Raw genomic sequence first — 17280 nt, 5'->3', positions numbered from 1 at the left:
AACAGGGCTCTTGAATGCTCGGTCAAACACAGCCCGATCTCTCGTTTGGAAAAGTTGAACGCCTACATCTCATGCTCAAGAACACATGAAAAAACATCGCTTAAAAGAGGTTTTCAACGCGCATAGCGTGGAGCAAACAGAAGGAGGTCGTCAGCGCCTGTATAGGAACATTGCTCATGGAACTGCGGCATCTGCGTTGCTTTATCGTTTTGGCCGAAGAGCTTCATTTCACACGGGCGGCTGAGCGTCTTCACATTGAGCAACCTCCTCTGTCCCGCGCCATCAAGGAGCTTGAGGACGAGTTAGGCGCTGTGCTCTTCGACCGGGACCGCCGGGGCACCCGACTGACCGCTGCGGGTGCCGTGTTCCTGCAGGACACTCGCCGGCTATTCACCGTCCTGGAGCAGGCCCGCGAGAACGTCAAGGCTGTCGCGGCGGGCTTGCGAGGCAGCCTGCGCATCGCCGTATCCGACGGCGCGCTCGATCCCCGGCTGTCGGCGTTTCTAGCCCGTTGCCGTGCCGAAGAACCCGAGATCGAGATACGGATGTCCGAAGTGCCTTTGGCCGAGCAGTTGCGCGGCCTGCGCTCGGGCGACTTCTGCATCGGATTCGCTCATACCGCCGACGTCGGTGATGGCATCGTCGCCGAACCTATCTGGCAGGACCCGCTGGTGGTCGCCTTGCCAGCCCGGCACGCACTGCTCGTCCACAAGGAGGTTCCACTCCATGAACTCCGGGGGCATCCTCTTGTCCTGTGCGATCCCCAGGTGTGCGAAGGCTACTGCCGCGAGTTGGCGCGCCTCCTGCAGACCCAGGAACACAAACTGAATGTCGTTGAGGAGGTTTCCTCGCTGGACATGATGCTCACCTTGGTCGGTGCCGGCTACGGCGTGGGCTTCATGACGGCGACCAAGATTCCGGTCAGCCAGCGACCGGACGTGGTGATCCGTCCATTGGCGCTGGATACAGCCGTGATCACCACCTACCTGCTTCGACTCGAAAGCAGCAACTCATCGGCTTCGCTGGTGCGATTTATCGACCGCCTCCGGGACCCTTCGAGCGACTGACGCAACGGACCGCACCACTTAAGATTGGGCATCGGCACGAAGATTGCGTTCCGTTGCACTCATCAGCTCTGCCGCACTTATGCTGAGGGCAGCGGAGATTTTCAGTATCAATGCGAGCGTGGGCATGTGCTCCCCACGCTCGATCTTGCCCATATGCGAGCGAGCTATACCAGCCATGGACGCGAATTCATCCTGAGCGACTCCCTGCGCCAAGCGGGCAGCACGCACCGCTTGGCCGAAGGCCAGTGCCGGCTCGGCTTCATAGGTGGTTGTGCCAGGGGGGCGGCCCGGTTGAACGCTGCGCTTCTGCATCACCAGAAGCGTCGATCAATCGACCGAATTTAACCACGTTAAAGATATCTCTTTTGGCTATCATGGTGGCTCGCCTTTTTGATCCGATCGCTTTGTGGGGGCTCTCATGCACGACGCCACCAGCCAGTTTTCCTTTTCCAATTTCAGGCTTGCCATAGCGCCTGGCGTACCGTCATCGCATCTTTCGGCATTGCTTGCGTTGCAGCGTGCGGAAGAGCCGGAAGTCACCATTTCGTTTCATGAGGTCACAGCCGATGATTTGATTGCGGGACTTCGGGAAGGCCGCTACGACGCGGGCATGACGCTTGAAGGATCGAGCGATCCGTCGCTGAAAAGCCAACCTCTATGGACCGAGAACATGGCCGTCGCCATGCCGTTGCGCTTTCCCTTACTTGACCAGGCGAAGCTCACGATCGCCGAACTGTTGGACTACTCCGTCTTTCGCTGGCCTGCAGAGAATTGCCCTTTGCTGGATCAGCGGCTGCCTTCTCTTCCCGCGGTGAGTCAACAGAACATTCAGCGTGTCTCTTCCTTCGAGATGATCGCGCTATGGGTCGCTGCCGGCTACGGCGTCGGGGTATCCGCGCAATCGCGCATTGAGCATGCGCAGGGATGGGGCATTCACACACGGCCGCTGTCTGACGGACCCTACGAGATCGTGACCCACCTGCAGCGGCCCTGCGGACAAGCCGACGTTGTTTCAGAGCGGTTCGAGCGCAGAGCACTGCAGGTCGCCAAGAATGCTCCAACCTAGTCGAGTGCCAATGTCCTCGTTCTGCGTCTTCAGTTCAAGGTGCTACACGTGCATTAGGCATTCCACTCGCCAAGCAGCAGACATCACTCGCGCTCTATGACACGGAGCAGCGCCGTTCTACGCTTCGACATGGGGCCAAACGCCTTCGTGACCCCTTCAACGGGTTTCCCTGCCTGCAATGAGTCAAGGATGTCAGCCCAGTCCTGCATGATTACCTTGCGGGACTCCACAAACTTCGTGTGATCGTAGGGCGCGCGCGATGAGTCCTTGCTCTTTTTGGAATGAGCGAGTTGAAGATCGACCCGCTTCTCCGGATATCCCAACAGTCCAAGGATCGTCGTTGCGGTCGAGCGGAAGCCATGGGACGAAAACCGTCCGCCATAACCCATGCGCTTGAGTGCTTGATTGAGCGTCGTTGCCGACATCACTTGTCCCGGCTTTCTGTAGCTCGGGAACAATACTTTGCCGCCGCCAGTTAGAGCATGTAGTTCCCTAAGAGCGGCCACCGCCTGCCGTGACAGGGGAACCAGATGGGGGCGTCGCATCTTCATGCGCTCGGACGGAATCGACCACATGGCGTTGTCCAGGTCGAACTCTTCCCAGGAGGCCTTGCGCAGTTCTACGGTGCGCACGTAGGTCAAAGCCATCAGCTTGAGGGCGAGGACTGTCGTCTGGTAACCCCCTTCGTTGTCCACACGATTGAGAAAGTCCGGGATCTCTGCCCATGTCAACGGAGGGTTGTGGCGGACCTGAGGGCGCTTGACCAGTCCCTTGAGCAAGGCGGCAGGATCGTATTCGCAGAGACCTTGGGCAGCCGCATAACTGAAGATTTGCCCACACCACTGGCGGATGAGGATCGCCACAGTCTTCGCGCCACGAGCCGCCACATCCTTGATGATGGGGCGCAGATGTGGAGCCCTGATGCTGCTGATCGGCAACTTGCCAATCCGGGGGGAAACATCCTTCTCAAGGTAGCTGGTGACCTGGTTGGTGTAGTACTCGCTCCAGTGAGCATTGCTGACGATCCACTCCCGAGCAACGGTCTCGAACGTGCGTTCGTATGTGTCGGCCTGGAGGGCGATCGCCGCCTTTTTCTCCACGATGGGGTCGAGGCCCTTCTTGACCAACGCCTTTGCCCGGTCCCGTTCCGCACGGGCTGCCTCCAGCGTGACCTTTGGGTACACCCCGATTGAGTACACCTGTTCAGCGCCGCCCAGCCGGTAGCGGTACCACCAGAGCTTGGAGCCGTTGGGCTGAACGCGCAAAAAGAGGCTGCCTCCGTCCCGGAGTTGGTACACCTTGGGCCTGGGCTGCGCCGTTTCCACTTTGCGCGCCGAGAGAAGATTGAGTGCTGTGAGTGCCATGTGTATAACGCCTCCAGTTTGGCCCGTTACACACTCCATTACACACATGAGCACTGGATTTGTCCAGCTTTCAGAATCGCTCGATGGACGATCAACCCTTTAAAAACATAGACTTAGAGTTGTTCCATGGAGGTTGATAGACGCCAGTAGACCTCAATCGTAGTTATCGATCATCAGCAGCATGTTGGTTCCCTTCGCACGCACCGGGCGCGAGCCGGTGCCGTCAGTATGGACGTCGATGGAGGCGCGCCGCGGCAAGGCACGGACCGGGCCTCAGGCCCGGGTGTCGAGCCCGCCTTCGGCCATCTCGGCGGCGCGCAGCATGGCGCGCGCCTTGTTGCGGGTTTCCTGCCATTCCGAGTCGGGGTCGGAGTCGGCGACGATGCCGGCGCCGGCCTGGACGTGGATGTGACCGTCCTTGAGCACCGCAGTGCGGATCGCGATCGCTAGATCCATGTCGCCATGGAAGCCGAGGTAACCGACCGCGCCGGCATAGATTCCGCGCTTGACCGGTTCGAGCTCGTCGATGATCTCCATCGCCCGCACCTTGGGCGCCCCCGACACCGTGCCCGCGGGGAAGGTGGCGCGCAGCACGGCGAGCGCGTTGAGACCTTCCTTCAGGCGCCCTTCGACGTTGGAGACGATGTGCATGACGTGCGAGTAGCGCTCGATGGAGAACTGCTCGGTGACCTTCACCGTGCCGGTCTCGGACACCCGCCCGGCGTCGTTGCGGCCGAGGTCGAGCAGCTGCAGGTGCTCGGCGCGCTCCTTCTCGTCGGCGAGCAGATCCGCTTCGAGCGCGAGGTCTTCGGCCACGGTGGCACCGCGCGTGCGGGTGCCGGCGATCGGGCGCACGGTGACGACCTCGTCCTCGAGCCGGGTGAGGATTTCGGGCGAAGCGCCGACGACGTGGAAGTCCTCGAAGTTGAAATAGAACATGTAGGGCGACGGGTTGAGCGAGCGGATCGCGCGGTAGAGCGCCATCGGGCTGGCGCTGAAGGGCTTGCTCATGCGCTGCGAAAGCACGACCTGCATGACGTCGCCGTCGACGATGTACTGCTTGGCGCGGCGCACCGCGTCCTTGAAGGCGTCCTCGCCGAAGCTGGACTCGGCGGGCGCGGACGGCGCGCACCCATCTTCGGGGATCTGCACCGGAGCCCGCAGGCGGGCGAGGAGCTCGCGCAGGCGCTTGTGGGCACGCTTCCAGGCACCGGGCACTTCGGGCTCGGCATAGACGACGAGGGTGAGCTTGCCGCTGAGGTTGTCGACGATCGCCACTTCTTCGGACAGCAGCAGCAGGATGTCGGGGGTGCCGAGGGGGTCGGGCTTGTCGGTCTTCGCCAGGCGGGGCTCGATGTAGCGCACGGTGTCGTAGCCGAAGCAGCCGACCAGGCCGCCGGCGAAGCGTGGCAGGTGCTCGCGCGGCGGCACCTTGATGCGGTTCATGAACTCGGCGACGAAGTTGAGCGGATCGCCGTAGTCGCGGCGCTCGACCAGGCGGTTGCCGGTGAGCAGCAGCGCGGAGCGGCCATAGACCTCGATCCGGGTCGGCGAGGACAGGCCGATGAAGGAATAGCGCCCGAAGCGCTCGCCGCCCTGGACCGACTCGAGCAGGTAGGTATAGGGCTCGTTGGCGAGCTTCAGGTAGATCGACAGCGGCGTGTCGAGGTCGGCGAAAGTCTCGAGGGTGACCGGGATGCGGTTGTAGCCCTCGGCGGCGAGGGCGTTGAATTCGTGTTCGAGCATGAGTGCTCCACTTCTGCAGGATGGACGTCGGACGGTGCGGCGGGTGCGGGAATGTGCCGGAAAGCCGGCCTCAGCGGATCGGGTCCATGAGGCGCGCTGCGGCCCCGCGAGAAGGTTTCGCGTTCAGTGGCCCAAAGGCCAACGCCAGCCGCCGCGCCAGCGGGGCTGGACGGAGAGCGGAGTGGCGGGGGCGGGCCTAAGCCTGGATGCGAGCGTCACGATGTCGTCGAGTCGTGGAGGTGGAGGGAGGATGCCGGTGCTGCCGCGGGGCAGGCCTGGACGCGGCCGAGCCTTTATGCCGGATCGATGTAATCGAGTGCCTGCAGCGCGCTCGATAGTAGCCCATCGCATTCGATGGTGTCCACCGGCATGCCCTCGCTGTAGCCGTAGGTGACGAGCAGCACCGGCATCCCCGCACCCTGCGCGGCAAGCGCGTCGTTGGCCGAATCGCCGATCATCAGCGCCTGCCCGGCACTCACGCCGAGGCGCGCGCAGGCGAGGTGGAGCACGGCCGGATCGGGCTTTTTCACCGCCAGGGTGTCGCCGCTGACCACGGTGTCGAAGTAGCCGGCGATGCCGGTGCGCTCGAGCAGCGGCAAGGTGAAGGCTGCGGCCTTGTTGGTGACCACCGCGAGGCGCAGGCCGCGTGCGCGCATCGCCTGCAGGGTGGCGTCCACGCCCGGGTAGAGGCGGGCGTGGACGCCATTGACGACGGTGTAATGGCGGCGAAACACCGGCACCGCGGCGGCGATCTCGGCTTCGCTCGCGGCGCTGCCTTCGGTCAGGCAGCGGTGCACGAGGTTGGGGATGCCTTTGCCGACGAAGCGGTGGATCTCGTCCTGCGGGCGCGGCGGCCGCCCCAGTTCGGCGAGCATGCGGTTGGCCGCTTCGGCGAGGTCGGCGATGGTGTCGAGCAAGGTGCCGTCGAGGTCGAACAGCACCGCGCGCGGCGCGAAGCGGGGTCTCGCCGTGCTCATGCCGCCACCTTCGCCAGCTCGGCGCGCAGCGCGGCGATCACCGAGTCGTAGCGGTTGGGGTCGCTGTCACGGCCGGCACCGAACACTGCCGAGCCGGCAACGAAGGTGTCGGCGCCGGCGCGGGCGATGTCGGCGATGTTGTCGATCTTCACTCCGCCATCGATCTCGAGCAGGATGCGGCGTCCGCTCCTGGCCTCGTAGGCGTCGAGCCGGGCGCGCACCGCGCGCAGCTTGTCGAGCGTTTCGGGAATGAAGGCCTGGCCGCCGAAGCCGGGATTGACGCTCATCAGCAGCACCACGTCGAGCCGGTCCATGACGTGGTCCATGTGGTGCAGCGGCGTGGCGGGATTGAACACCAGCCCGGCCTGGCAGCCGGCGTCACGGATCAGCCCGAGACTGCGGTCGATGTGCTCGGAAGCTTCGGGGTGGAAGGTGATGATGTCGGCACCGGCACGGGCGAAGTCGGGAATGATGCGATCGACCGGCTTCACCATCAGGTGCACGTCGATCGGCGCCGTGGTGTGGGGACGGATCGCCTCGCACACCAGCGGGCCGATGGTGAGGTTGGGCACGTAGTGGTTGTCCATCACGTCGAAGTGGATCCAGTCGGCGCCGGAGGCGATCACGCGCGCGACCTCGTCACCGAGGCGGGCGAAATCGGCGGACAACAGGCTGGGGGCGATGCGGAACATGGACGGTCTCCGAGGAAGGGGCAGGCCCGGATTCTAACCGCCCGCCCCCGCCAGCGCCCGCTTCAGCGCATGCAGACCTTGCGCACCTGGTGCATGTCGGTGATGCCGGCGAGCACTTTTTCGATGCCATCCTGGCGCAGCGTGCGCATGCCTTCGGCGAGCGCCTGGCCGAGAATCTGGTCGACCCGGCCACGCTCCTGGATCAGGCGCTTGATCGCATCCGAGCCGGGCATCAGCTCGTGCAGGCCGACGCGCCCCTTGTAGCCCTGGGTGCAGTGCTCGCAGCCGACCGCGCGGTAGAGCGTAAACCGGCCGTCCCGGTCGGCGGCTTCGGCACGCCAGCGCGCGACGATGCGGTCGCGGGCGGCATCCGGAGCGACGCGGAAATCCGGCGTGCGCTGCAGGTCCTCGCAATATTCCTCGAGCAGGCGCTGGAGTTCGTCCGCGCCGGGGTGGTAAGCCTCGCGGCACTTCAGGCACAGGCGTTTGGCCAGACGCTGGGCGAGCACGCCGATCAGGGCGTCGGCGAAGTTGAACGGGTCCATGCCCATGTCGAGCAGGCGCACGACCGACTCGGGCGCGCTGTTGGTATGCAGCGTAGACAGCACGAGGTGACCGGTCAGCGAGGCTTCGATGCCGACCGCCACCGTTTCGCGGTCACGCATCTCGCCGACCATGATGACGTCCGGGTCGGCACGGAGGAAGGCGCGCATCATGGTGGCGAAGTCGATCCCGACCTTGCGGTTGACCTGCACCTGGCGCAGACCCTTCTGGGTGATTTCGACCGGATCCTCGACCGTCCAGATCTTGGTGTCGGGAGTGTTGATGTGGCGCAGGACCGAATGCAGCGTGGTGGTCTTGCCCGAGCCGGTGGGGCCGCACACGAAGAAGATGCCGTAGGGGCGGGCGATCAAGGCCTGCAGGCGCTCGAGGTTGAACGGCAGCAGGCCGAGGCGGTCGAGCGGAATCGGCTCGCTGCCGGCGAGCAGGCGCATCACCACGTCTTCCATGCCGCCCTGGGTGGGCAGGGTCGCCACCCGCAGCTCGATGTCGAGGGGGGCGAACTTGCGGAAGCGGATCTTGCCATCCTGCGGCCGGCGGCGCTCCGAGATGTCGAGGTCGCACATGATCTTGATGCGGGTGACGAGCGCGCTGCGGTAGCTCGCCGGCACTTCGATGTAGGGCACCAGCGAACCGTCCTTGCGGAAACGGACCAGGGTCTTCTCGCGCCCCGGGCGCGGCTCGATATGGATGTCGGAAGCGCCTTGGCGGTGGGCTTCGACGATGATCTTGTTGACCAGCTTGACCAGTTCGTTGTCGGCCGCGGCGGTGACGTCGTCGCGCAGCGTGCCGCCTTCGTCCTCGCCTTCGTCGAGGCCGGAGAGCAGCTCGGACACCGGGGCGTCGTCGAGCTGCTCGCCGAAATACTGGGCGACGGTGCGCTCGAATTCGCGCACGGTGGTGACGCGAAAAATCAGGCGCTTGTTCACGAACACGTTCTGGGCGATGCCCGAGTTGCGGATCTGCTCCGGATCGACACACAGGATCACGATCCCTTCGCCCGTTTCCTCGTAGGGCAGCCACAGGCTTTGCTCGACGTATTCGCGCTTGATGTTACGCAGCAAGTCGATTGGTTTGACGTGGTTGTCGCGGAAAGGCTGGTAGGGGACGCCGGAAAAACGCGCCGCAGCCTCGCCGAGCGCGGCCAGCGACAGGCCGAGGGCGTCGGTCAGCACCGCCTCAGTCGAGCACCCGCGGGCGCGCGCCTCGCGTGCCGCCTCGATCAGCTCGGCCGCGGTGATGTGCCCGTCGGCGACCAGCGCGTCGAAACGCGAGCGCAGCCGCGCCGCCTTGCCGCGGCGGTCGCGGAAGGCGGCGCCGAGCGTCTGCGCGAGGACGAGCGCCCCCTCCTCCGCGATCTTCGGGAAGGGCTGGCCGCTGCGCGTGTTGATGAACTGGATCACGCCCAGGATACGGCCGGCACCGGAGTCGCGGAGCGGAGCCACCAGCATCTGGCGCGAACGGAAGCCGCTGCCGGCGTCGACTTCCTTACAGAAGCGCAGCTTCGGCGAGATCCCGCGCAGCTCGGCCTCGTCATAGGCGTCGCCGATGTTGAGCAGTTCGCCACACCGGGCGGCGTAGCCGGCGATGCTGTTTTCGTCGAGCGCCAGGCGCAGGCTCCGCACGCCCTGCAGCCCGGTCTTGACCAGCGTGGCGATCGAGCCGCCGCCGTCCTCCACGGCGTAGATGCTGAGCCGCTCGGCACCGAACAGCGCGCACAGCTGCGGTGCCAGTTCGAGCACGAGCGCATCGACATCGGCGCTCGCCTGGATGCGCTGGGTGAGGGCCTGGAGCCCCTTGAAAAACGCCAGCCGGCGCCCGACGGCGCTGGAATCCGGCTGCTGCTCGGAAAGGGAGAGATCGCTCATTGTCGGTGGTTTCGCTTGCAAGATGGCGGGGCGGCGCGCCCGCGACGCGGGTCAGAATTCGAGCACCTGTCCCTGCCGCAGCTGCCGCGGCCGCAACCGCCCGCCCCCGGCGCCGATCTGCGCCATGATGCGCGCGGCACCGCCGGGCTTCAGGTGGCTGACGTGGATTTCCGGGCTGACGGTGAGTTCGGCCAGCAAGGTCTGCAACAGGCTCGGGCACAGGTGGCGGGAGGCCGCCGCCAGGTCCCGTTGCTCGTCGGGAAAGGCGGCCTCGATGATCAGGTGGCGCAGGGCCGGACAGGCGTTGATCGCAGCGACCAGTTCCGCGCAGTACGCGGTGTCGCCGGAAAACACCAGTTGCCCGGCACCACTGTCGAGGCGGTAGCCGACCGCCGGCACGGTATGGCGGACCGGCAGGGCGGTGATCGTCCGCCCGCCCAGGTCGCGCCCCTCCCCTTCGGCGATCGGGGCAAAGCGCAGATAGGGTGCGGCGCGATCGGGAAGGGCCGAAAAATCGGGCCAGATGTGCCAGTTGAAGATATGCGCGCGCAGGATCGCGATCGTCTCCGGCGTGGCATGCACGGTCAGCGGCCGCGCGCGCAGCTCGCCCACCGCCTCGATCAGCAGGGGCAGGCAGGCGATGTGGTCGAGGTGAGCGTGGGTGACGAAGACATGGCCGATGCGCAGCAGGGCCGCGAGCGGCAGATCGCCCACCCCCGTCCCGCAATCGATCAGGATGTCGTCATCGGCAAGGAGGGAGGTGGTGCGCGCGTGCCGATCGCCGATGCCACCGCTGCAGCCGAGTACCGTAAGTTTCATCGCCTTTCCCGGTCGCAGCTCCGGCTGCGACGGCGCCGCGGGGATGTCCGCCGCGCATTTTTGCAGGGTGCCACCGCACGGGCAGACCGGGGTAGGCAGGAATTCACGCTGCGCGGTCCTCAGGAGCGGAAAAAGAATTCCATCTTCACCCCCGCGAGCTCGACGATGTCGTGCTCGCCGAGCGGGTGAGGGCGGGCGTCGAGTGCCCGGCCATTGACGAGGGGGAAGGACGCCCCTTCGACATGGGTGATGAAGTAGCCGCGCGGCCGGCGCGTGATCACCGCGACCTGCCGACCGGGCTTGCCGAGCGTGGTGAGCGGCTTCGTCAACGGCAGCTCGCGGCCGGCACCGGCGCCGTTCAGGATCTGGATCACGCCGATGCGTCCGGCGCCGGGGCCGGCGGCCGGGGCGGCATCGGGGATCGTAGCGGAGATCTCGAAAGGCTTGAGCGCGGCGGCATCGACGACCTCGGCGGCGGCACCGGGCGCGGCACCGTCGGCGATGAACTTCAGCCGGTACTTGCCCAGTTCGATCACGTCGTTGTTCTGCAGCACCTGCTTCTTCACCGACTGGCCGTTCAGGTAGGTGCCGTTGGTGCTGTTCCGGTCCTCGAGGAACGCATCACCGAGAATGCAGGTGATGACGGCGTGCTGGCCGCTGATGGCGAGGTTGTCGATCTGGATGTCGTTGTCGGGCTTGCGGCCGATCGTCGTGCGCTCTTTGGCGAGCACAAGCTCCTTGAGAACGAGGCCGTCCATGCTGAGGATCAACTTCGGCATAGTGCTTTACCCGTGAGGTGGCTGCGCGGCGCGGTGGAAGGCCGATTCTACGCGCCCGCCGACGCCCCGTGGACGAAAAAGCGCCGGACCGGCCGGCGCTTTTCGATGCCGCGGAAGAAACGACGCTTACAGCATCGCCTTCAGCAGCTTGGCCATCTCGGAGGGGTTGCGCGTGACCGTGAAGCCGCACTCTTCCATGATCGCGAGCTTGGCGTCGGCGGTATCGGCACCGCCCGAGATCAGCGCACCGGCGTGGCCCATGCGCTTGCCCGCGGGCGCGGTGACGCCGGCGATGAAGCCGACGATCGGCTTCTTCATGTTGGCCTTGCACCACTGTGCGGCTTCGGCTTCGTCCGGACCGCCGATCTCGCCGATCATGATCACCGCGTCGGTGTCCGGATCGTCGTTGAACATGCGCATCACGTCGATGTGCTTGAGGCCGTTGATCGGGTCGCCGCCGATACCGACCGCGGACGACTGGCCGAGACCGATCTCGGTGAGCTGGGCGACCGCTTCATAGGTCAGCGTGCCGGAGCGCGACACGACGCCGATGCGGCCCTTGCGGTGGATGTGGCCGGGCATGATGCCGATCTTGATCTCGTCGGGCGTGATCAGGCCTGGGCAGTTGGGGCCGAGCAGCAGGGTTTCCTTGCCGCCCTTGGCAACCTTCTGCTTCATCTTGTTGCGCACGACCAGCATGTCGCGCACCGGGATGCCTTCGGTGATGCAGATCGCCAGGTCGAGGTCGGCCTCGCAGGCTTCCCAGATGGCGTCGGCGGCGCCCGCGGGCGGCACGTAGATCACCGACACGGTGGCGCCGGTCTCGGCCGCGGCTTCCTTCACCGAAGCGTAGATCGGGATGTCGAAGATCTTCTCGCCGGCCTTCTTCGGGTTCACCCCGGCGACGAAGCAGTTCTTGCCGTTGGCGTACTCCTGGCACTTCTCGGTGTGGAACTGGCCGGTCTTGCCGGTGATGCCCTGGGTGATGACTTTGGTGTCTTTGTTGATCAGGATGGACATTCGAAGCTCTCCTTACTTGACCGCAGCGACGATCTTGGTCGCGGCTTCCGCCATGGTGTCGGCAGCGATGATCGGCAGGCCCGAGTCGGCGAGGATCTTCTTGCCGAGGTCTTCATTGGTGCCCTTCATGCGCACCACGAGCGGGACGGAGAGGTTCACTTCCTTGGCCGCGGCGACGACGCCGGTGGCGATGGTGTCGCAGCGCATGATGCCGCCGAAGATGTTGACCAGGATGCCCTTGACCTTGGGGTTCTTGAGCATGATCTTGAAGGCTTCGGTGACCTTCTCGGTGGTGGCGCCGCCGCCGACGTCGAGGAAGTTGGCCGGCTCGGCGCCGAACAGCTTGATCGTGTCCATGGTGGCCATCGCCAGACCGGCGCCGTTTACCAGGCAGCCGATGTTGCCGTCGAGGCTGATGTAGGCGAGGTCGAACTTCGACGCTTCGATCTCGTCCGCGTCTTCTTCGTCGAAGTCACGGAAATCGACGATTTCCGGGTGACGGTAGAGGGCGTTGGAGTCGAAGTTGAACTTGGCGTCGAGGGCCTTGATGTTGCCGTTGCCTTCGAGGATCAGCGGGTTGATTTCCGCCAGCGAGGCGTCGGTTTCCATGTAGCAGGTGTACAGGCGCTTGAGCGTATCGACCGCCTTGGCGACCGAGGCCTCGGGCACGCCGATGCCGCGGGCGAGGTTCTCGGCCTGGGCGTCGGTGAGGCCGACGAGCGGATCGACGAATTCCTTGAGGATCTTCTCCGGCGTGCTGTGCGCGACTTCCTCGATGTCCATGCCGCCTTCGGAGGAGGCCATGATCGCGACCTTCTGCGTGGCACGGTCGGTCAGCGCGGCAACGTAGTATTCCTTCTGGATGTCGGCGCCTTCCTCGATCAGCAGGTTGCGCACCTTCTGGCCTTCGGGCCCGGTCTGGTGCGTGATCAGCTGCATGCCGAGGATGTCGCTGGCGTGCTGGCGGACTTCGTCGAGCGAGCGCGCGAGCTTGACGCCACCGCCCTTGCCGCGGCCGCCGGCGTGGATCTGCGCCTTCACGACCCAGATCTTGCCGCCCAGTTCCTCGGCGGCCTTCACCGCACCATCGACCGACACGGTGTGGAAACCGCGCGGCGTCACGACGCCGTACTTCCTCAGTAGTTCTTTTGCCTGATACTCATGAATCTTCATGGTTGCCCTTCGATCGAAGTCACGACGAGGCAGCCCGTCGCGAACAGGTTGATGGCATGCTTCGGAGCTTGCACTCCACGTCGGGCGCTGTCTCCCTCGAGCGCGGCCCTCCGCGCCGGATCCAGGTAGACGGACCCGATCCCCGGCGCGCGCAAAGCTGCGCGTCGACCGCAAGACTCCATAATTATAACCGGTTTTGCGCAGTGCACCGCGGAACCGATCCGCCGCTCAGACTTCGCTTCGCGCGCCCCGATACCACTTCGGGTAGTACAGCCGCACAGCCTCGGCCGAGCTCTCGAGCGCATGGCAGCGGTCGATCTGGAAGGGCCTGCCGGCGGTGTCCTCGCTGTCGCTGCGGAACGAGGCGGCGGTCTGGATCGCCGCCGTGGGCAGGGACAGCAGCATTTCGGTGAGGTGGGTGCAGCCGCGCACGTCGGCGAACATTTCCCCCACCGTGCGACGGAAGCCGCGCACCAGGTTGAGGCCGACGAGCTTGCGGTAGACCGGCCCGATGGTGTCGCACTGGCCCGGGTAGGGCACGCCGTCCGAACAGGCGACGGCGTCGACGATGTTGAACTCCTCGTCGAGCGTGACCCTGATCCGCATCAGGTGAACGGGCTCTCCCGCTGGCCGCAGCCCGGACCCGAGCTGGTAGTCGATGCCCTTGACGTCGGTGATCGAGGCATCGAGTTCGAGCAGGCCGTCGGCGCGCTGGAAACCTTGGATTTCGATGTTCCGGCGGTGAATCGGACGCCGGGGCAGAGCGGGGACGGGAAGCGGCATGGTCGGCGAAACGTACGGCTGCGTATCGAAACCGGATCTTAACCGATTTCCCCGGAGGCGCCGGCCGCACGCCCGCCGTCCGCCCACCGTGGGCGCAGCGGAAACATTCACCCTGCGGCGGAATTGCGGCATAGTCCCTGGAATCGCGCATGAGAGTCTGATACAAGCCGTGCACCGACCAACCTGCCGCCGGACGCGCGGAACATGAACAACAGACGGATCACGCCCGCCCTCACGCTCGCCGCGGCCCTGCTCCTGCCAGCTGCTCCGGCGGCCTCCGCAGCGCCCGGGAGCACAAGCGGCACCGCCGTGACCGCCGCTACCGACGCGCGCGCCCGCGAACTCGCCGCCGCGATCGAGCGCAGCATCGCCGTCGAAAGGGAGCTGTTCGACCGCATCCGCGATCTCGAGGAAGCCCGCAGCGAGCTCGAACGTCGCATCGCCGCCACCCATGCCTCCCCCGCCATCGCTCCCGGCGCTTCGGCCGCTTCGGCACCGGCAGCCGCTGCGGCGGGCGCCGCCCCGCCCCGCCCCGCCGCCCCCTCGCCGGTACCGCCCCCCGCCTCAACCACGCCGACGGAAAGTGCCACCCCCTACCTGCCTGGCGCGCTGACGGCGCTCGCCCTGCTGCTGGCCGGATGGCTATGGGTGCGGCGCCGGCGCGGCGCGACCTTCACCCCGGCACCGGCCGCCGGTGCGGCATCGACGCCCGTCGCCGGCAGCGGCGCGCGCCCGGCACCCGAGTCCGGCGCCGCCCCCTCCGTCCTCGACTGGAGCGCCGACGACGAAACCCCCAAGCCGGCGGCGCCGAGGGCGGGACCGAACGCGGAGCCGAACAGGGAAGAGCACAAATCGGCGGTGGAACTCGCCGACATCATGATGAGCTTCGGCCGCGTGCACGGCGCCGCCGAAACCCTCGCCGAATTCATCCGCGGCAACCCCCGCCAGGCCGTGACGCCCTGGCTGAAGCTGCTCGAAGTGTATCGGGCCGCCGGCCTGCGCATCGAGTTCGACACCATCGCCAAGGAGCTCAACAAGACCTTCAACGTCAACGTCGTCACCTGGCAGAACTACGACGAACTGCGCGCCTCCACCACCCGCATCGAAGACATGCCGCACATCGCCAGGGCGCTGCAGGAGAGCTGGCGCACCCCCGCCTGCCAGCTCTACCTGCAGCAGCTGTTGCGCGACAATCGCGAAGGCACGCGGGCCGGCTTCCCGTTTACGGTGATCGACGAAATCCTGCTGCTGGCGGCGATTCTCGACGACGAACTCGGCCCCTGCACGGCCGCGCCCGGGACCGTTGCGGCCGGGCAGGCCTGAAGCGGCGGCCGCTCCGCGGCGTCCGGCGGCGGCTCAGACCGGATTGGGCAGATCGACGAAATCGGCTTGCAGGCCGAATTGTTCGGCCAGGTGGCGGGCCACCGCGCGGACACCGTAGCGCTCGGTCGCATGATGGCCGGCGGCGACGTAAGGCACTCCGGCTTCGCGCGCCAGGTGCACGGTCTGCTCGGACGCCTCGCCGGAAACGTACAGATCCGCCCCGGCGGCGATCGCCTGCTCGAAAAACCCCTGCGCGCCCCCGGTGCACCACGCCACCCGCCGCACCGCGCGCGCGCCGTCTCCGACCAGCAGTGGGTCCCGTCCCAGCCGGGCCGCGATCGAGCGCGCCAACCCGGCGGCGCTTTCGCCTTCCCGGCTTCCGGGACTACCGATCCAGCCCAGCGCCTGATCGGCGAAGCGGCCGTCCGCGCACCATCCCATCAGGCGCCCGAACTGGGCGTTGTTTCCCAGCTCCGGATGAGCGTCGAGCGGCAGATGGTAGGCGAACAGGCTGATGTCGTTGGCCAGCAGGGTACGCAGGCGCTGGCGGCGGATGCCGGTGATGCGACCGTCCTCGCCTTTCCAGAAATAGCCGTGATGGACGAAGACCGCGTCATAGTCGCCGTCGCGGGCGAGATCGAGCAAAGCCTGGCTCGCGGTGACCCCGCACAGCACTCGCGCGACTTCGGCGCGTCCTTCCACTTGCAGACCGTTTGGGCAATAATCCTTGAATCCCGCAGCGTCGAACAAGGCTTCCAGGTGCCTGTCCAGTTCGATGAGTCGCATTCGTTTTCCACTCCCCGGCTGTGGCCGGCGCCGATCTGCTTCGCCCGCCGCCGGCCGGTTTTCGATTCCCGCCCTTTAAGCGAGTCATTATGCGCCGTCTGTGGCTCATCTTCGCGCAAGCCGTGACCGTCAGCGTCGCCGTGCTGTTCGTCGTCAATACACTCAGGCCCGAATGGCTGCGCGATACGGCGCCGGCCTCGGTGGTCGCGATCCTGGAAGCGCCGGCCGGCGCCGAGCGCGCCCCCGCCGCCGGCTCCTATGCGGCGGCGGCGCAGCGCTCGATGCCTGCGGTGGTCCATGTCTTCACCAGCAAGAAAGGCCGCAGCCAGCGCCACCCCCTGCTCGACGACCCGCTGTTCCGCCACTTTTTCGGCGAACGCCTGCCGAACGCCCCGGAACAGCGCGAATCCGGCCTCGGCTCCGGCGTCATCGTCAGCCCGGAAGGCTACGTCCTGACCAACAATCACGTCATCGAAACCGCCGACGCGATCGAGATCGCCCTCAACGACGGTCGCCAGTTTCCCGCCCGCCTGGTCGGCCGCGACCCGGAAACCGATCTCGCGGTGCTGCACATCGACGCCGACGCCGGCCTGCCGGCGATCACCTTCTCGGCCGGCGACAGCCTCACCGTCGGCGACGTCGTGCTCGCCATCGGCAACCCGTTCGGCGTCGGCCAGACGGTGACGATGGGTATCGTCTCCGCCCTCGGGCGCAAGCAGCTCGGCATCAACACGTTCGAGAACTACATCCAGACCGATGCCGCGATCAATCCGGGCAACTCGGGCGGCGCGCTGGTCGACAGCACGGGACACCTGGTCGGGATCAACACCGCGATTTATTCGCGCTCGGGCGGTTCGCTCGGCATCGGCTTCGCCATTCCGGTGTCGATCGCGCGCAACGTCCTCGAACAGATCGTCGCCACCGGCGAAGTCACCCGCGGCTGGGTCGGCGTGGAAATCCAGGAGCTGACTGCGGAGCTGGCCGAATCTTTCGGTTACCGGGAGATCGAGGGCGCCTTGATCGCCGGCGTCCTGCGCGGCAGTCCGGCGGATCGCGCCGGCATCCGTCCCGGCGACGTGCTGGTCGGGCTCGACGACCGGGAAGTGCGCGATCCAAAGTCGATGCTCGACATGGTCGCCGCCCTGCCACCCGGACAGCGGGCCGTCTTCCACATCCGGCGCGGCGCCCAGAAGCTCGAGCTCGCGGTCGAGGTGGGGCGGCGGCCGACGCCGCCGGCGAACCGCTGAGCGCGCGAC

At 66.1% G+C, this 17280-nt stretch carries 16 protein-coding genes; 4 read left to right on the top strand and 12 right to left on the bottom strand.

Annotated features, from left to right (window positions below):
• Positions 1–176: 176 nt before the first annotated feature.
• A complete protein-coding gene (locus tag Tharo_RS03310) occupies positions 177–1067 on the top strand; it encodes a LysR family transcriptional regulator (RefSeq protein WP_003050005.1) in 891 nt (296 codons plus the stop codon).
• A gap of 18 nt (positions 1068–1085) precedes the next feature.
• Here the strand turns inward: Tharo_RS03310 and Tharo_RS03305 are convergent, their stop codons facing one another.
• Complete coding sequence (locus Tharo_RS03305) at positions 1086–1379, bottom strand: helix-turn-helix domain-containing protein (protein ID WP_003050003.1); 294 nt, start codon at positions 1377–1379, stop codon at positions 1086–1088.
• A 106-nt stretch (positions 1380–1485) separates the two neighbouring features.
• On the opposite strand from Tharo_RS03305, the gene Tharo_RS03300 reads away from it, so the two are divergent.
• On the top strand, positions 1486–2133 hold the full coding sequence (locus Tharo_RS03300) for a substrate-binding domain-containing protein (RefSeq protein ID WP_020307796.1): 648 nt from the start codon (positions 1486–1488) through the stop codon (positions 2131–2133).
• 83 nt (positions 2134–2216) lie between these two features.
• Here Tharo_RS03300 and Tharo_RS03295 read toward each other — a convergent pair whose 3' ends face one another.
• The 10 genes from Tharo_RS03295 to Tharo_RS03250 form a co-directional block, all read right to left on the bottom strand.
• Complete coding sequence (locus Tharo_RS03295; protein WP_107219996.1) at positions 2217–3497, bottom strand: tyrosine-type recombinase/integrase; 1281 nt, start codon at positions 3495–3497, stop codon at positions 2217–2219.
• 273 nt (positions 3498–3770) lie between these two features.
• Positions 3771–5243, bottom strand: coding sequence for an anthranilate synthase component I (trpE, locus tag Tharo_RS03290; protein ID WP_107219995.1), 1473 nt, complete (start codon positions 5241–5243; stop codon positions 3771–3773).
• Positions 5244–5536: 293 nt separating this feature from the next.
• Entirely contained in the window at positions 5537–6220 is a 684-nt protein-coding gene (locus Tharo_RS03285; RefSeq protein ID WP_107219994.1) for a phosphoglycolate phosphatase, read from the bottom strand.
• Complete coding sequence (gene rpe / locus Tharo_RS03280; protein WP_107219993.1) at positions 6217–6912, bottom strand: ribulose-phosphate 3-epimerase; 696 nt, start codon at positions 6910–6912, stop codon at positions 6217–6219. Before rpe ends, Tharo_RS03285 begins: the two co-directional genes overlap by 4 nt.
• 62 nt (positions 6913–6974) lie before the next feature.
• Positions 6975–9341 (bottom strand): GspE/PulE family protein, encoded by a 2367-nt coding sequence (locus Tharo_RS03275; RefSeq protein ID WP_107219992.1) that lies wholly within the window; start codon positions 9339–9341, stop codon positions 6975–6977.
• Positions 9342–9392: 51 nt separating this feature from the next.
• On the bottom strand, positions 9393–10160 hold the full coding sequence (locus tag Tharo_RS03270) for a 3',5'-cyclic-nucleotide phosphodiesterase (protein ID WP_107219991.1): 768 nt from the start codon (positions 10158–10160) through the stop codon (positions 9393–9395).
• 119 nt (positions 10161–10279) lie between these two features.
• Positions 10280–10939 carry an FHA domain-containing protein gene (locus Tharo_RS03265; RefSeq protein WP_107219990.1) on the bottom strand — a complete coding sequence of 220 codons (660 nt, stop codon included), beginning with the start codon at positions 10937–10939 and terminating at the stop codon, positions 10280–10282.
• A 126-nt stretch (positions 10940–11065) separates the two neighbouring features.
• Positions 11066–11959 (bottom strand): succinate--CoA ligase subunit alpha, encoded by an 894-nt coding sequence (sucD, locus tag Tharo_RS03260; protein ID WP_018989085.1) that lies wholly within the window; start codon positions 11957–11959, stop codon positions 11066–11068.
• A 12-nt stretch (positions 11960–11971) separates the two neighbouring features.
• The gene (gene sucC / locus Tharo_RS03255; RefSeq protein ID WP_107219989.1) at positions 11972–13132 is read right to left on the bottom strand and encodes an ADP-forming succinate--CoA ligase subunit beta; all 1161 of its coding nucleotides are present in this window, start codon (positions 13130–13132) and stop codon (positions 11972–11974) included.
• A 228-nt stretch (positions 13133–13360) separates the two neighbouring features.
• Complete coding sequence (locus tag Tharo_RS03250; RefSeq protein WP_107219988.1) at positions 13361–13915, bottom strand: DUF2889 domain-containing protein; 555 nt, start codon at positions 13913–13915, stop codon at positions 13361–13363.
• 204 nt (positions 13916–14119) lie between these two features.
• Here Tharo_RS03250 and Tharo_RS03245 point away from each other — a divergent pair, with 204 nt between their 5' ends.
• Positions 14120–15238, top strand: coding sequence for a hypothetical protein (locus Tharo_RS03245; protein WP_107219987.1), 1119 nt, complete (start codon positions 14120–14122; stop codon positions 15236–15238).
• Between the two features lie 33 nt (positions 15239–15271).
• Here Tharo_RS03245 and Tharo_RS03240 read toward each other — a convergent pair whose 3' ends face one another.
• The gene (locus tag Tharo_RS03240) at positions 15272–16024 is read right to left on the bottom strand and encodes a Nif3-like dinuclear metal center hexameric protein (RefSeq protein ID WP_107219986.1); all 753 of its coding nucleotides are present in this window, start codon (positions 16022–16024) and stop codon (positions 15272–15274) included.
• Positions 16025–16113: 89 nt separating this feature from the next.
• Between Tharo_RS03240 and Tharo_RS03235 the strand changes: the two genes are divergently transcribed.
• On the top strand, positions 16114–17271 hold the full coding sequence (locus Tharo_RS03235) for a Do family serine endopeptidase (RefSeq protein WP_107219985.1): 1158 nt from the start codon (positions 16114–16116) through the stop codon (positions 17269–17271).
• The last annotated feature ends 9 nt before the right edge of the window (positions 17272–17280 follow it).

Origin of the sequence: Thauera aromatica K172 (genome assembly GCF_003030465.1) — a bacterium.
GTDB classification, from domain to species: domain Bacteria; phylum Pseudomonadota; class Gammaproteobacteria; order Burkholderiales; family Rhodocyclaceae; genus Thauera; species Thauera aromatica.
The sequence above is the reverse complement of the archived record's forward strand: the minus strand, read 5'-3'. Positions and strand labels throughout refer to the sequence as shown.

What these genes read in the sequence shown, in the direction of transcription:
- Tharo_RS03275 (WP_107219992.1), bottom strand. Translation starts at nt 9,341, where the DNA reads ATGAGCGATCTCTCCCTTTCCGAGCAGCAGCCGGATTCCAGCGCCGTC.
- Tharo_RS03300 (WP_020307796.1), top strand. Translation starts at nt 1,486, where the DNA reads ATGCACGACGCCACCAGCCAGTTTTCCTTTTCCAATTTCAGGCTTGCC.
- Tharo_RS03245 (WP_107219987.1), top strand. Translation starts at nt 14,120, where the DNA reads ATGAACAACAGACGGATCACGCCCGCCCTCACGCTCGCCGCGGCCCTG.
- Tharo_RS03270 (WP_107219991.1), bottom strand. Translation starts at nt 10,160, where the DNA reads ATGAAACTTACGGTACTCGGCTGCAGCGGTGGCATCGGCGATCGGCAC.
- sucD (WP_018989085.1), bottom strand. Translation starts at nt 11,959, where the DNA reads ATGTCCATCCTGATCAACAAAGACACCAAAGTCATCACCCAGGGCATC.
- Tharo_RS03295 (WP_107219996.1), bottom strand. Translation starts at nt 3,497, where the DNA reads ATGGCACTCACAGCACTCAATCTTCTCTCGGCGCGCAAAGTGGAAACG.
- Tharo_RS03235 (WP_107219985.1), top strand. Translation starts at nt 16,114, where the DNA reads ATGCGCCGTCTGTGGCTCATCTTCGCGCAAGCCGTGACCGTCAGCGTC.
- Tharo_RS03310 (WP_003050005.1), top strand. Translation starts at nt 177, where the DNA reads ATGGAACTGCGGCATCTGCGTTGCTTTATCGTTTTGGCCGAAGAGCTT.
- Tharo_RS03240 (WP_107219986.1), bottom strand. Translation starts at nt 16,024, where the DNA reads ATGCGACTCATCGAACTGGACAGGCACCTGGAAGCCTTGTTCGACGCT.
- sucC (WP_107219989.1), bottom strand. Translation starts at nt 13,132, where the DNA reads ATGAAGATTCATGAGTATCAGGCAAAAGAACTACTGAGGAAGTACGGC.
- Tharo_RS03265 (WP_107219990.1), bottom strand. Translation starts at nt 10,939, where the DNA reads ATGCCGAAGTTGATCCTCAGCATGGACGGCCTCGTTCTCAAGGAGCTT.
- Tharo_RS03285 (WP_107219994.1), bottom strand. Translation starts at nt 6,220, where the DNA reads ATGAGCACGGCGAGACCCCGCTTCGCGCCGCGCGCGGTGCTGTTCGAC.
- Tharo_RS03305 (WP_003050003.1), bottom strand. Translation starts at nt 1,379, where the DNA reads ATGCAGAAGCGCAGCGTTCAACCGGGCCGCCCCCCTGGCACAACCACC.
- trpE (WP_107219995.1), bottom strand. Translation starts at nt 5,243, where the DNA reads ATGCTCGAACACGAATTCAACGCCCTCGCCGCCGAGGGCTACAACCGC.
- rpe (WP_107219993.1), bottom strand. Translation starts at nt 6,912, where the DNA reads ATGTTCCGCATCGCCCCCAGCCTGTTGTCCGCCGATTTCGCCCGCCTC.
- Tharo_RS03250 (WP_107219988.1), bottom strand. Translation starts at nt 13,915, where the DNA reads ATGCCGCTTCCCGTCCCCGCTCTGCCCCGGCGTCCGATTCACCGCCGG.